The 14,830-nt window shown below is 30.0% G+C and carries 12 protein-coding genes; 11 read left to right on the top strand and 1 reads right to left on the bottom strand.

Annotated elements, in window-relative coordinates; all coding sequences use genetic code 11:
- Nucleotides 1-68: 68 nt before the first annotated feature.
- Both HMPREF2647_RS01635 and holA read left to right on the top strand, forming a co-directional pair.
- Nucleotides 69-2,075, top strand: a complete 2,007-nt coding sequence (locus HMPREF2647_RS01635; protein WP_242228114.1) for a DNA internalization-related competence protein ComEC/Rec2 — start codon at nucleotides 69-71, stop codon at nucleotides 2,073-2,075.
- A gap of 70 nt (nucleotides 2,076-2,145) precedes the next feature.
- Nucleotides 2,146-3,120, top strand: coding sequence for a DNA polymerase III subunit delta (gene holA / locus HMPREF2647_RS01630; RefSeq protein WP_017176202.1), 975 nt, complete (start codon nucleotides 2,146-2,148; stop codon nucleotides 3,118-3,120).
- A 42-nt stretch (nucleotides 3,121-3,162) separates the two neighbouring features.
- On the opposite strand, the gene rpsT is transcribed toward holA, so the two are convergent.
- Nucleotides 3,163-3,414 (bottom strand): 30S ribosomal protein S20, encoded by a 252-nt coding sequence (gene rpsT / locus HMPREF2647_RS01625; protein ID WP_017176203.1) that lies wholly within the window; start codon nucleotides 3,412-3,414, stop codon nucleotides 3,163-3,165.
- A 330-nt stretch (nucleotides 3,415-3,744) separates the two neighbouring features.
- Between rpsT and lepA the strand changes: the two genes are divergently transcribed.
- The 9 genes from lepA (at nucleotide 3,745) to mtaB (ending at nucleotide 14,714) form a co-directional block, all read left to right on the top strand.
- Entirely contained in the window at nucleotides 3,745-5,568 is a 1,824-nt protein-coding gene (gene lepA, locus HMPREF2647_RS01620) for a translation elongation factor 4 (RefSeq protein ID WP_017176204.1), read from the top strand.
- Nucleotides 5,569-5,651: 83 nt separating this feature from the next.
- Complete coding sequence (gene hemW, locus HMPREF2647_RS01615; protein WP_019834859.1) at nucleotides 5,652-6,773, top strand: radical SAM family heme chaperone HemW; 1,122 nt, start codon at nucleotides 5,652-5,654, stop codon at nucleotides 6,771-6,773.
- Nucleotides 6,774-6,876: 103 nt separating this feature from the next.
- On the top strand, nucleotides 6,877-7,854 hold the full coding sequence (gene hrcA / locus HMPREF2647_RS01610) for a heat-inducible transcriptional repressor HrcA (RefSeq protein ID WP_019834860.1): 978 nt from the start codon (nucleotides 6,877-6,879) through the stop codon (nucleotides 7,852-7,854).
- Nucleotides 7,855-7,885: 31 nt separating this feature from the next.
- Nucleotides 7,886-8,509, top strand: coding sequence for a nucleotide exchange factor GrpE (gene grpE / locus HMPREF2647_RS01605; RefSeq protein WP_019834861.1), 624 nt, complete (start codon nucleotides 7,886-7,888; stop codon nucleotides 8,507-8,509).
- Between the two features lie 42 nt (nucleotides 8,510-8,551).
- The gene (dnaK, locus tag HMPREF2647_RS01600) at nucleotides 8,552-10,384 is read left to right on the top strand and encodes a molecular chaperone DnaK (protein ID WP_017176208.1); all 1,833 of its coding nucleotides are present in this window, start codon (nucleotides 8,552-8,554) and stop codon (nucleotides 10,382-10,384) included.
- Between the two features lie 152 nt (nucleotides 10,385-10,536).
- Nucleotides 10,537-11,667 (top strand): molecular chaperone DnaJ, encoded by a 1,131-nt coding sequence (gene dnaJ, locus HMPREF2647_RS01595; RefSeq protein WP_049336072.1) that lies wholly within the window; start codon nucleotides 10,537-10,539, stop codon nucleotides 11,665-11,667.
- Nucleotides 11,668-11,669: 2 nt separating this feature from the next.
- Nucleotides 11,670-12,608, top strand: coding sequence for a 50S ribosomal protein L11 methyltransferase (prmA, locus tag HMPREF2647_RS01590; RefSeq protein WP_049419720.1), 939 nt, complete (start codon nucleotides 11,670-11,672; stop codon nucleotides 12,606-12,608).
- Between the two features lies 1 nt (nucleotide 12,609).
- Nucleotides 12,610-13,362, top strand: coding sequence for a 16S rRNA (uracil(1498)-N(3))-methyltransferase (locus tag HMPREF2647_RS01585; RefSeq protein WP_049419721.1), 753 nt, complete (start codon nucleotides 12,610-12,612; stop codon nucleotides 13,360-13,362).
- Between the two features lie 5 nt (nucleotides 13,363-13,367).
- On the top strand, nucleotides 13,368-14,714 hold the full coding sequence (mtaB, locus tag HMPREF2647_RS01580) for a tRNA (N(6)-L-threonylcarbamoyladenosine(37)-C(2))-methylthiotransferase MtaB (RefSeq protein WP_017176212.1): 1,347 nt from the start codon (nucleotides 13,368-13,370) through the stop codon (nucleotides 14,712-14,714).
- Nucleotides 14,715-14,830: the final 116 nt, after the last annotated feature.

The following is a 14,830-nucleotide window of genomic DNA, read 5'->3' as shown; positions in this document are numbered from 1 at the left end:
TTCCTTTATACCACTATTTATTAATTTTATCCTTTTTCTTTCTAGCTTTATTTCAAGTACACCATACTTTGAAAACAAATCATTTTATACTCCAAAATTTAAAAGTCCACAGTAATATAAATTCAAAAGTAACGTTTCAAAATGATATAAAACAATTCAATCAAATTATTAAAGGACAATTTCAATATAAACATAATAATTATCACTTTACTTTTAAAAGTCCACAATTGAAAGCTAAAGATTTAAAAAATCGAGAATGTAAAATTAATGGAAATATCACAAATAGTATTCATAATGAAGTCTATGTTTATATCGATCAAATAGATAATAAACATTGTACTAAAGTTAATCATATAAGTTTTATAGATAAACACCTAAATTATATTCAAAACAAGTTATACCATTCTTCGTTAAAATATCCAGAGAGAGTCTTAGCTTTAATTACTGGAGATACTAGTGCAATTGATACAGATTACTTAGATAAAGTTAAAGCGATAGGTATTTATCATTTACTTGCTGTCAGTGGATCACACGTTGCTACCATTATTTTTATCATTCAATATAGTTTGGTCAGGTTTAATATTCCAAAATTATTCATACGAATTTTTATTATTATGATACTAATACTATTTATTTTTTATACAAATTTTGCACCGAGTGCTATAAGAGCAGTTTTAACCGCTATTACTTTTTTTATTATCCCTAAGACTTTTAAAATTTCGTCTATAAGTGTATTATCGTTAGTCTTTTTATTTATGACAATTTGGAATATGAATTTTGCTTATGACATTGGATTTCAATTTTCTTTCATCATTTCTTTTTTTATACTATTTTCTAAGCCATTATTTAATAATCAATCAATTTTAAAGAATTATATTTATATAACAATTATCGCTCAATTTTCATCCATGATTATTAGTATTTACCATTTTAATCAGTTTCAATGGATTGGTTTTATTTCTAATGTAATATTTGTCCCATTATATTCTTTCATTATTTTTCCACTTTCTATTGTTCTATTTACTTTCTATCATTTCTTTAGTGACTTGCGATGTATAAATATGGTTGCAAATCAATTATTTGAACTGCACGATAAAATAATGCAACCGTTCATTTTATTTAGAAATTACCAAATAAATATTGCTGATCAATCAAATTTAAGTCTACTCTACTGTTTCATTTTATTAACTCTACTAACTATATTTATATGTTATAAAAATTATAGAGCATTCTTAATTATAATTATCTTATTTATAATATTTATAAGATTAACTAATCAACCATTAGCGACGACGTTTACTGCTTTAAATGTTGGTCAAGGTGATAGTTTTCTTTTTCAAACAAAAAATAATGAAACTGTGATGGTAGATACTGGTGGTAAAGTAGTTCAAACGAAGATTAAAGATAATCATAATATTGCGAAATATCATATTATTCCTACTTTAAAATCTAGAGGAATATCAAAAATTGATCACTTAATTCTTACTCATCCACATAATGATCATATAGGCGAATTTCCTTATTTAGCACAAAATATAAGAATTAAAAATTTATATTTATATATAAAAAGTTATTCAGTAGATCAAATTAAAACTATACATACATTTTGTAGTATATATCATATAAAAGTTATTGATGTTTTAGAGACTAATAATATTCAGTTGAAAGAAGCTAAAATATCATTTTTAAATGCTTTTATTGATTCCAATGAAGACAAAAATGCACAAAGTATAATTTCATTAATAGAGTACAAAAATTACAAATTATTATTGATGGGCGACGCAATTGAAGAAAATGAAAATTTATTATTAAAGAAATATCATTTACCGTTAATTGATGTTCTAAAAGTTGGACACCATGGCAGTAAAACAAGTAGTTCAAAACATTTTTTAGAAATCATACAACCTAAAATTAGTATGATTTCAAGTGGAAAAAATAATACTTTTCATTTGCCTAATAACGAAACGATAGATAAATTAGAGAAAATTAATTCTCATATCTACAATACTCAAACTGATGGAGAAATTACTTTAAATCTCGATAATCAACTTATATCATCCTTTAATAGAAGTTAATGATAGAGAATAATAATTACACAATGCTATAATAACTTAATGGTATAATTTTGAAAGGGTGCAAGTTTACATGGCTAATAATATAATGGCTATATACGGAGAAGTGCCAGAACTAGTGGAGAAAAAAAGTAATGAAATCGTAGAAAGTTACTTAAATGAAAAAAAAGACGATTTTAACTATGTTAAATATAATCTTTATGATACAAGTTTTAATCAGATTATAGAAGAAGCATTAACAATGCCTTTTATTTCAGAGAAAAAAGCTATTGTTGTTAAAAATGCTTTTATTTTTACAGGTGAGAAAGTTTCAAAAGATATCCAACCGAACAACGAACAAGTAAACGAATTTTTAGAAAAATATGATGGAGAAAACTTTATCATTTTTGAAGTGTATCAAAATAAATTAGATGAAAGAAAGAAAATTACTAAGACTTTAAAAAAGACAAGCAAGCTAGCTAAAGTTGAACAGATGTCTGAACAAGAGATTAAAAATTGGATAAAAAATAAACTTCATGAAAATTTTAAAGATATTAAACAGGATGCATTAGATTTATTTATAGAATTAACTGGTATTAACTTTAATATAGTTTCGCAAGAATTAGAAAAAATTATTTTATTCTTAGGAGAGCGAACAACTATAAATAAAAAAGATGTTGAAGAGATTATTAATAGAAGTTTAGAACAAAATGTTTTTCTTTTAACTGAATATATACAAAAAGGGGAAAAATATAAAGCCATTCAACTTATTAAAGATTTAATAGTAATGAAAGAAGAACCTATTAAACTATTGGCATTAATAACAAGTAATTATCGATTATATTATCAATGTAAAATTTTAAGTCGAAAAGGATATAGCGGACAACAAATTGCTAAAACAATTAATGTGCACCCATACCGAGTTAAATTGGCTTTAAATCAAGTAAAACATTATCAATTAACTCATTTGCTAAATATTATTGATCAATGTGCAGAAACTGATTATAAGTTAAAATCTTCATATATGGATAAACAACTGATTTTAGAATTATTTATTCTTTCTTTATAAATAAAAAAAAGTTCAAGCTAATCGCTTGAACTTTTTAAATGATTATTTGCTTGAAGACATTAATTGTGATTTAATGCGGTCAGCTTTATTTGAATGAATTAAGTTACTGTGTGCAGCTTTATCAACTGATTTAATTGCGAAGTTAACTAATTCAGCTTTATTATCAGCATTATTTTCAATTGCTGATTTAGCATTTTTCACTGCAGTACGCATAGCGTTTTTTTGTGAAATATTACGTGCTTCAGCAGTTTCAGTTGTTCTTACACGTTTAATAGCAGATTTAATATTTGGCATTACTGTCACCTCCTAAAAGTGATCTAAGCATATCAAATTTTATTTTGATTACAACAAGAAATATTTTATCAAAACATGAATATTTGTGCAATCATTTATTAACATTAAACCTATTTATTTACAAAAAGAACGATATTAACTATTGGAAACCTTTATACAACACTTTATAATTGTTATGTAGTTTAAGAAAAATCTTAAAATTAAAAGTAAATAAAGAATCTTCACATGATGATTCTTTTCTCTTAAATTTGCAAATAATGATTAAAAACGATATTATGTCAAAGATGTATACATATACGGGTAAATTTACGAAAGCGAGAATGATAAGTTATGGATATGCAAGAACGCTATAACCGAAGAGATAATATAAGAAACTTTTCTATAATTGCTCATATTGATCATGGTAAATCAACGTTAGCAGATAGAATTTTAGAAAATACTAAATCTGTAGAAACTAGAGAAATGCAAAATCAATTGCTTGATTCAATGGATCTTGAAAGAGAGCGCGGTATTACAATTAAATTAAATGCTGTTAGATTAAAATATGAATCTAAAGATGGACAGACTTATACGTTTCATTTAATCGATACTCCAGGGCACGTCGATTTCTCATATGAAGTTTCTCGTTCATTAGCTGCATGTGAAGGCGCTATTTTAGTAGTTGACGCTGCACAAGGCATCGAGGCTCAAACCCTTGCTAATGTTTACTTAGCACTAGATAATGATTTAGAACTCTTACCGGTAGTAAATAAAATAGATCTACCCGCAGCTGAACCAGAAAGAGTAAAACAAGAATTAGAAGACGTTATTGGCTTAGATAAAGATGAAGTTGTGTTAGCAAGTGCCAAATCAAATATTGGTATCGATGAAATCTTAGAAAAAATTGTTGAAGTTGTTCCTCCACCAGAAGGAGATCCTAGTGCACCGCTTAAAGCTCTTATTTTTGATTCAGAGTACGATCCTTATCGAGGCGTTATTTCTTCTATTCGAGTAATGGAAGGTGTTGTAAAAGCTGGAGATCGTATCAAAATGATGGCAACAGGAAAAGAGTTTGAAGTTACTGAGGTTGGGATTAATACTCCTAAACAACTACCAATTGAAGAACTTACAGTAGGCGATGTTGGATATATTATTGCAAGTATTAAAAATGTCGACGATTCACGTGTTGGGGATACTATCACTCATGTAGATAGACCAGCAGATGCTCCGTTAAAAGGGTATAAAAAGATGAATCCAATGGTTTATTGTGGATTGTTCCCAATTGATAATAAAGATTATAACGATTTAAGAGAAGCTCTTGAAAAACTTCAATTAAATGATGCATCATTAGAATTTGAACCAGAATCATCACAAGCACTGGGATTTGGATTTAGAACAGGATTCCTAGGTATGCTACATATGGAAATTATTCAAGAGAGAATTGAACGAGAATTTGGAATAGAATTAATTGCGACTGCACCTTCAGTTATATATAAATGTGAAATGAATGATGGTTCAGAAGTTACAGTTGATAATCCATCTCAAATGCCTGAACGTGATAGAATTAAAGCGATTTATGAACCATATGTAAAAGCGACAATGATGGTGCCAAATGACTATGTTGGAGCAGTTATGGAACTGTGTCAACGTAAACGTGGCCAATTTATAAACATGGATTACTTAGATGATATCCGTGTGAATATTGTTTATGAAATTCCATTGTCAGAAGTTGTATTTGATTTCTTTGACCAATTAAAATCTAATACTAAAGGCTATGCTTCATTTGATTATGAATTTATTGAAAATAAAGAAAGTAATTTAGTTAAAATGGATATTTTATTAAATGGTGACAAAGTAGATGCACTTAGTTTTATCGTTCACAGAGATTTTGCATATGAACGAGGTAAAGCTCTTGTTGAAAAATTAAAAACACTTATTCCTAGACAACAATTCGAAGTTCCAGTTCAAGCTGCAATAGGTCAAAAAATCGTGGCTCGAACTAATATTAAATCTATGGGTAAAAACGTGTTGTCTAAGTGTTATGGTGGAGATATCAGCCGTAAACGTAAATTACTTGAAAAACAAAAAGCTGGTAAAGCAAAAATGAAAGCTGTTGGTAACGTAGACATACCACAAGATGCTTTCTTAGCTGTTCTTAAAATGGATGATGAATAGGTTATTAATGCGAGGCTGGAACCCAGAATCATTGTGTTCCAACCTCGTTTGTGTTTTAAAAATTTAAAAATGAGGGTGTAACGATGTCAATAAAAAGTGCATATATTCATATACCTTTTTGCGTTAGGATTTGTACATATTGTGATTTTAATAAGTACTTTATTAACAAACAACCAGTAGATGAGTATATTTCTGCATTAATTAAAGAAATGAAAATAAGTGAAATTAGAAATCTTGAAACAATGTACGTTGGAGGAGGTACGCCTACAGCTTTAAATCTCAAGCAACTTGAAAGACTTTTAAAAGCAATACAGTCAACTTTTTCAATTAAAGGTGAATATACATTTGAAGCAAATCCCGATGAATTAACCTTAGATAAAGTGAAATTACTACACTCATATGGTGTAAATAGAATTTCTATGGGCGTACAAACATTTAAACCAGAATTACTAAAAATTCTAGGTAGAACACATAAAACTCAAGATATATATAATGCTGTAGAGTATGCTAGAAAAGCAAATATTGAATCGATTAGTTTAGACCTAATGTATCATTTACCAACTCAAACATTAGAAGATTTTTCAGATAGTCTTAATAGAGCAATGCAAATGGATATAGATCATATTTCAAGTTATGGATTAATTTTAGAACCTAAAACTCAATTTTATAATATGTATCGAAAAGGCAAATTAAAATTGCCAAACGAAGATCTAGGAGCTGAAATGTACCAATATTTAATGAATGTTTTAGGAGAAACCTCATTTAAACAATATGAAATCTCAAATTTCGCTAAGTCTCATCATGAATCAAGGCATAATAAGACTTACTGGCTAAATGAAGAATATTATGGTTTTGGAGCAGGCGCAAGTGGATATGTAAATGGGGAACGCTATTCGAATCTCAATCCTGTTAATCATTACATCAATGCTATTAATAATCATCAACGTCCTATTTTAACTTCCAATTTTCCTACTCAATCAGAAAGAATGGAAGAAGAAATGTTTTTAGGATTAAGAATGAATAAAGGTGTCGATAAAGTTAAATTTCTTTCAAAATTTGGTACCTCAATGGATAAAGTATTTGGTGAGACAATAAATAATCTGAAAAAGAAAAATTTACTTTATGAAAGAGATAACCATATTTCATTGACCAATAGGGGAAAAATCATTGGAAATGAAGTTTTTGAAGCATTTCTATTAAATTAATAAATTTTTTTGAAAAATAAGAGCTTTAACGTTGACTTACTTTGACCAATTTGTTAAATTATAATTAGCACTTGAGACAAAGGAGTGCTAATGAGGTGAAGACATGATTACAAATAGGCAATTAAGCATTTTAAATGCAATTGTTGAAGATTATGTTGATTTAGGACAACCGATAGGTTCTAAAACCTTAATTGATAGACATAACTTAAATGTAAGCCCAGCTACTATTAGAAATGAAATGAAGTATTTGGAAGAGTTGAATTTTTTAGAAAAAATACATTCATCTTCAGGGCGTGCACCTTCTGAACAAGGTTTTAGATTATACGTCAATCAATTGTTAAAACAAACATCTCATCAAAAACAAAATAAAGTTCAACGTTTAAATCAACTTTTGATTGAGAATCATTATGATATTTCTTCAGCCCTTAGTTATTTTGCTGATGAATTATCAATAAAATCTCAATATGCAACGTTGGTTGTTCGACCTAATCACAAAATAGATATTATAAATAATGTTCATTTGATTCGTGCAAATTCGTCTATAATTATAATGGTCATCATCTATAATTCTGGACATGTAGAACATTTACATTTAAGTGAATCAATGGAGTTTGACGATGAAAGGTTAACAAGGATTTCAAATTTTCTGACTGATAATTATTATAAAAGTCAATTTGATTTTAATAAGAAATTAAAACAATTTACAAATTCTATTGCGGAACAATCCTTTATAAATGAATTAACTATCATGCTAACTTCTCATCTCCATAAACAAAGTAATAGCATTTTTATGGGTGGAAAGGTTAAACTTATTGATGCACTGAACGAAACCAATGTTTCTTCTATTCAGCCAATTTTACAATATCTAGAATCAGAAAAAATTATCGAGTTACTAGAAGATATTTCCACTTCTGAAATTAATGTTAAAATTGGCCACGAAATAGATGAAGGGTTAAGTGATATTTCAATTATAACGAGCCAGTACCATTTTGATGATGCACTAAAAGGACAAATTGCGGTTATCGGACCAACTGCGATGCATTATCAAAATGTGATTCAATTACTTAATCAAATATGGTGAATCTAATTGTAATTATATTGGAGGGCATAAAATGACAGAAAAAGACGAATCAGTGAAAAATAACACTGAACATACTGAAGAAAATGAAAACGTTAAAAACGAAGCGTCGTCTTCAAATGATGTAGAAAATAATCCTTCTGAAGAAGAATTAAATAATGAATCTACATCTGAACATGATAATGAAGATAAAAATGATCAATCTAAAGACGAAGAAATTCAACAATTACAATTAAAAGCAAATGAAAATGAAGAAAAATATTTAAGATTATATGCTGAATTCGAAAATTATAAGCGTCGAATTCGAAATGAAAATGAAACAAATAAAAAATATCAAGCTCAACCCGTGCTTACTGATATTTTACCTACTATCGATAACATTGAACGTGCACTTCAAATTGAGGGTGATGACGAATCATTTAAATCTCTCAAAAAAGGCGTTCAAATGATTCATGAAAGCTTATTAAGAGCATTAAAAGACAATGGCTTAGAAGAAATTGAATCTGAAGGTCAAGAATTCGATCCAAACTTCCATCAAGCTGTTGTTCAAGATGACAATCCTGATTTCAATTCTGGTGAAATCACTCAAGAATTACAAAAAGGGTATAAATTAAAAGATAGAGTTTTAAGACCATCTATGGTCAAAGTTAATCAATAAGATTTAAATTTGAAAAATTTTTAAAATTGGAGGAATTTTATTATGAGTAAAGTAATAGGTATTGACTTAGGTACTACAAATTCTTGCGTATCTGTATTAGAAGGAGACGAACCTAAAGTAATTCAAAATCCTGAAGGTGCTAGAACAACTCCATCAGTTGTGGCATTTAAAAATGGAGAAACTCAAGTAGGTGAAGTTGCTAAACGTCAAGCAATTACAAACCCAAATACTGTACAATCAATTAAACGTCATATGGGTACAGATTATAAAGTAGATATTGACGGCAAATCATATACACCACAAGAACTTTCAGCAATGATTTTACAAAATTTAAAAAACACTGCTGAAAGTTATTTAGGAGATAAAGTGGATAAAGCAGTAATTACTGTACCTGCTTATTTCAATGATGCTGAACGTCAAGCTACTAAAGATGCTGGTAAAATTGCTGGTTTAGAAGTAGAACGTATCATTAACGAACCAACAGCTGCAGCATTAGCTTATGGTTTAGATAAAACTGAACAAGATCAAAAAGTTTTAGTATTTGACTTAGGCGGCGGTACTTTCGACGTTTCTATTCTTGAATTAGGCGATGGTGTATTCGAAGTATTATCAACTGCAGGGGATAACAAACTTGGAGGGGACGACTTTGACCAAGTAATCATCGACTATTTAGTATCAGAATTCAAAAAAGAAAATGGTGTTGACTTATCACAAGATAAAATGGCGTTACAACGTCTTAAAGACGCTGCAGAAAAAGCTAAAAAAGATTTATCTGGTGTATCTCAAACACAAATCTCATTACCATTCATTTCAGCTGGAGAAAATGGTCCATTACACTTAGAAATCAACTTAACTCGTTCTAAATTTGAAGAATTAGCTGATTCATTAATCAGAAGAACAATGGAACCAACTCGTCAAGCACTTAAAGATGCTGGCTTATCTACTTCTGAAATTGATGAAGTTATCCTAGTTGGTGGTTCAACTCGTATTCCTGCAGTACAAGAAGCAGTTAAAAAAGAAATTGGTAAAGAACCTCATAAAGGTGTAAACCCAGATGAAGTTGTTGCAATGGGTGCTGCTATCCAAGGTGGCGTAATTACTGGTGATGTTAAAGACGTTGTATTATTAGACGTAACTCCATTATCATTAGGTATCGAAATTATGGGTGGTCGTATGAATACGTTAATTGAACGTAATACAACAATTCCAACATCAAAATCTCAAGTATATTCAACAGCAGCTGACAATCAACCAGCTGTAGACATTCACGTATTACAAGGTGAACGTCCAATGGCTTCAGATAATAAAACATTAGGTAGATTCCAATTAACTGATATTCCACCAGCTCCACGTGGTGTACCTCAAATTGAAGTAACATTTGATATTGATAAAAACGGTATCGTAAACGTTACTGCAAAAGACTTAGGTACAAATAAAGAACAAAATATCACTATTCAATCAAGTTCTGCATTATCTGATGAAGAAATTGATCGTATGGTTAAAGATGCTGAAGAAAATGCTGAAGCAGATAAACAACGTCGTGAAGAAGTAGACTTAAGAAACGAAGCAGATAGCTTAGTATTCCAAGTTGAAAAAACAATTAAAGACTTAGGTGAAAATATCAGTGAAGAAGACAAATCAAATGCTGAAAGCAAAAAAGATGCACTTAAATCAGCATTAGAAGGTCAAGATTTAGATGATATTAAAGCTAAAAAAGAAGAATTAGAACAAGTAATTCAAGAATTATCTGCTAAAGTATATCAACAAGCTCAACAAGCTCAACAACAAGCACAAGGTAGTTCACAACAATCAAATGATAGCAATGTTGAAGACGCTGAGTTCAAAGAAGTTAAAGACGACGAAGATAAAAAATAAAGCTAATCGTTTATAACGTTTACTATGTAAACATTTATAAATGTAAGCCAAAAAGTCAAAGTCAATTGAACATTGGCTTTGACTTTTTCTTTTATAGTTAAGATACTTGAGTATGTGTTTAAATTATAAAATTTAGAAAGGGAGAGATACTTGTGGCTAAAAGAGATTATTATGAAGTTCTTGGCGTAAGTAAAGATGCTTCAAAAGATGAAATAAAAAAAGCATATCGTAAATTATCAAAAAAATATCATCCGGACATCAATAAAGAAGAAGGCGCCGATGAAAAGTTTAAAGAAATTTCTGAAGCATACGAAGTTCTAAGTGATGACAATAAACGTGCAAATTATGATCAATTTGGACATAGCGGTGCCCAAGGTGGATTTGGTAGTCAAGGATTTGGTGGACAAGACTTCAGTGGCTTCGGTGGAGGCTTTGAAGATATATTTAGCTCATTCTTTGGTGGTTCACGTCAAAGAGATCCAAATGCACCTAGAAAAGGTGACGACTTACAATACACTATGACTTTAGAATTCGATGAAGCTGTTTTTGGTACTAAAAAAGAAATTTCTATTCGAAAAGATGTTACCTGTCATACATGTCATGGTGATGGTGCTAAACCAGGCACAAGTAAAAAAACATGTAGCTATTGTCATGGTTCAGGACATGTATCTGTTGAACAAAATACAATTTTAGGACGCGTAAGAACTGAGCAAACTTGTCCTAAGTGTGAGGGTAGTGGTCAAGAATTTGAAGAACCATGTCCAACTTGTCATGGTAAAGGGACTGAAAATAAAACAGTAAAATTAGAAGTAACTGTACCTGAAGGTGTAGACAATGAACAACAAATCCGTCTTGCTGGTGAAGGTGCACCTGGTGAAAATGGCGGTCCTCATGGTGATCTTTATGTAGTATTCCGTGTTAAACCTTCTGATAAATTTAGAAGAGATGGCGATGATTTATTCTATGAACTTAACATTAGCTTCCCACAAGCATCACTTGGCGATGAAATCAAAGTACCAACTCTAAACAGTAATGTTATGCTTACAATTCCTGCTGGTACTCAAACTGGTAAACAATTCCGTCTTAAAGAGAAAGGCGTTAAAAATGTTCATGGATATGGACATGGTGATTTATTTGTTAATATAAAAGTTGTCACACCAAATAAACTAACTGATAGACAAAAAGAATTAATGAGAGAATTTGCGGAAATCAGTGGTGAAAATCCGGAAGAACAACCTGCTAATTTTAAAGACAAAGCTCGTAAATTCTTTAGAGGTGAATAGTCATGAACTGGACAGAATTTGCAGTCACTGTAAATCATGAAGTTGAACCTTTAGTCACTAACATATTAGAAAACTATGGTTCAAATGGAGTAGTTATAGAAGATTCAAATGATTTAATTAATCAACCTACTGATAAATTTGGTGAAATCTACGAATTAAAAAAAGAAGATTACCCTGAACAAGGTGTGAGATTAAAAGCATACTTTAACGAATTGAAATATAACACTCAATTTAAAAATAAATTAAAAAGTGAAATATTAAATTTGGACCTTATAGATGATTCAGTAGTTGAGTTTTCAGTAAAGACTATTGCTGAAGTAGATTGGGCTAATGAATGGAAAAACTATTTTCATCCTTTTAGAGCTTCTGAGAGATTTACGATTGTTCCAAGTTGGGAAGATTATTCAAAAGAATCAGAAGATGAATTGTGTATAGAATTAGATCCTGGAATGGCTTTTGGTACTGGAGATCATCCAACAACAAGTATGTGTCTAAAAGCGATTGAAACTTATGTAACACCAGATTCTTCAGTCATTGATGTAGGTACAGGTTCTGGTATATTAAGTATCGCTAGTCACTTATTAGGTGTTAAAAGAATTAAAGCCTTAGATATAGACGAAATGGCTGTTGGTGTGGCTAAGGAAAATTTTAGAAAAAATCATTGCGAAAATGCTATTGAAGCAATTCCTGGTAATTTATTAAAAGAAGAAAATGAAAAATTTGATGTAGTTATCGCAAATATTTTAGCTCATATTATTGATGAAATGATTGAAGATGCTTATAATACACTAAATGAAGATGGTTATTTTATAACTTCAGGTATTATAGAAGAAAAGCATGAAGATATACTGTCGCATATGAAGCGTGTTGGATTTAATATTGTATCAATCAATCATGACAATGGATGGGTTTGCATTGTTGGTCAGAAAGTGAGTGAATAATTTGCAACGATACTTTATCAATCAAAACGCTGATGAGAATCAGCGTTTTTTTATTACCAATGAAGAAGATATACATCATATCAAAAATGTAATGAGAAATACGATTGGTAACAAAATTATAATTAATTTTAATGATAAAAAAGTATTTATTACTGAAATCACACATATAAGTTCTAATCAAATTGAAGTTTTACCAGTAAACCAATTAGATATCGACACTGAATTACCAGTTGATGTAACGATTTGTAGTGGTTTAATAAAAGCTGATAAATATGAATGGTTGCTTCAAAAAAGTACAGAATTGGGTGCCAATCATTTTATTTCAGTGGGTATGGATCGATCTGTAGTTAAATTACAAGAGAACAAGGTACAAAAGAAAATAGATAGATGGCAAAAGATTGTAAAAGAAGCTGCTGAACAAAGTTATAGACTTGTTATTCCAGATGTTAAATTTCAGTCGAATTTAAAAGTAATTTATGATACCATAAATAATTATGACTATGTGTTAATAGCATATGAAGACGAAGCCAAGCATGGTGAAAAAAGTCGATTTAAAAATATTTTAAACAACTTTCAAACGAATGATCGTGTGTTAATCATATTCGGACCTGAAGGTGGTTTTTCCGATAAGGAAATCGATCTCTTTAGGGAGGTAAGCTTAAACATTGGTTTAGGCCCTAGAATATTAAGAGCAGAAACTGCGCCACTATATGCACTTAGTGCTATAAGTTTTGAGAAAGAATTAATGGGGTGAATTAAATGGCAACAGTAGCGTTTCATACTTTAGGTTGTAAAGTAAACCATTATGAAACTGAAGCAATATGGCAATTATTTAAAGATGCTAATTATGAAAGAGTAGATTTTGAAACTAATGCAGATGTATATGTCATTAATACTTGCACCGTGACAAATACAGGTGATAAAAAAAGTAGACAAGTCATTAGAAGAGCAATACGTCGTAATCCTGATGCAGTAGTATGTGTTACAGGTTGTTATGCACAAACATCTTCTGCTGAGATTATGGAGATTCCAGGCGTAGATGTCGTTGTTGGTACTCAAGACAGACATAAATTACTTAGTTATATTGATCAATTTAGAGAAGAACGTCAACCAATTAATGGTGTTGGAAATATTATGAAAAATCGTACATATGAAGAATTAGATGTACCTTATTTTACGGATAGAACTCGTGCATCTCTAAAAATCCAAGAAGGTTGTAATAACTTTTGTACGTTTTGTATTATTCCATGGGCACGTGGTTTAATGCGCTCTAGAGATCCTGAAAAAGTAGTTGAACAAGCAACACAATTAGTTCAATCTGGATATAAAGAGATTGTATTAACTGGTATTCATACCGGTGGATACGGTCAAGATTTAAAAAATTATAATTTAGCTCAATTACTCAGAGATCTTGAGGAAATTGATGGTTTAGAAAGAATTAGAATTTCTTCAATTGAAGCCAGTCAACTTACTGATGAAGTCATTGATGTTCTAAAAAATTCTAATAAAGTGGTTAGACATTTACATGTACCATTACAATCAGGTTCAGATACAGTATTAAAACGTATGCGCCGCAAATATACTATGGAACATTTTTCTGAAAGACTAACAAAATTACATGATGCATTACCTGATTTAGCAGTTACAAGTGATGTTATAGTAGGTTTCCCAGGAGAAACTGCAGAAGAATTTCAAGAAACATATGATTTTATAGTTAAACATAAATTCTCAGAGTTACATGTTTTTCCATATTCACAACGTATTGGTACACCTGCTGCACGTATGGATGATCAAATTGATGAGTCAATTAAAAATGAACGTGTACATAAACTTATTGCTTTAAGTGATCAACTTGCTAAAGAATACGCATCAAAATTTGAAAATGAAGTTTTAGAAGTGATTCCAGAAGAAGTAGGAGAAACAAAAGATACATTAGTAGGTTACGCAGATAATTATATGAAAGTTGAATTTGAGGGTAGTGAGGATTTAATCGGTGAGATTGTTAAAGTTAAAATTAATAAAGCTGATTATCCAATTAACATTGGTAGTGCAGTTAGAATCGTTAATCATGCTACTAATAAAACTGAAGAAGGCGTATTATTATAAATTTTTGAAATTATAAAGATTTATAATTGACCATAATTATTTCATATATTATACTAAATAAAGCATAGTTAATTATTTCTATGCAATTATTGACTTTAAGTTTCGTTGATATTTGG

Source organism: Staphylococcus sp. HMSC035D11 (assembly GCF_001836075.1).
Taxonomy (GTDB): domain Bacteria; phylum Bacillota; class Bacilli; order Staphylococcales; family Staphylococcaceae; genus Staphylococcus; species Staphylococcus hominis.
Note: the sequence above shows the minus strand (reverse complement) of the source record. Positions and strands in the feature narration are given on the sequence as shown.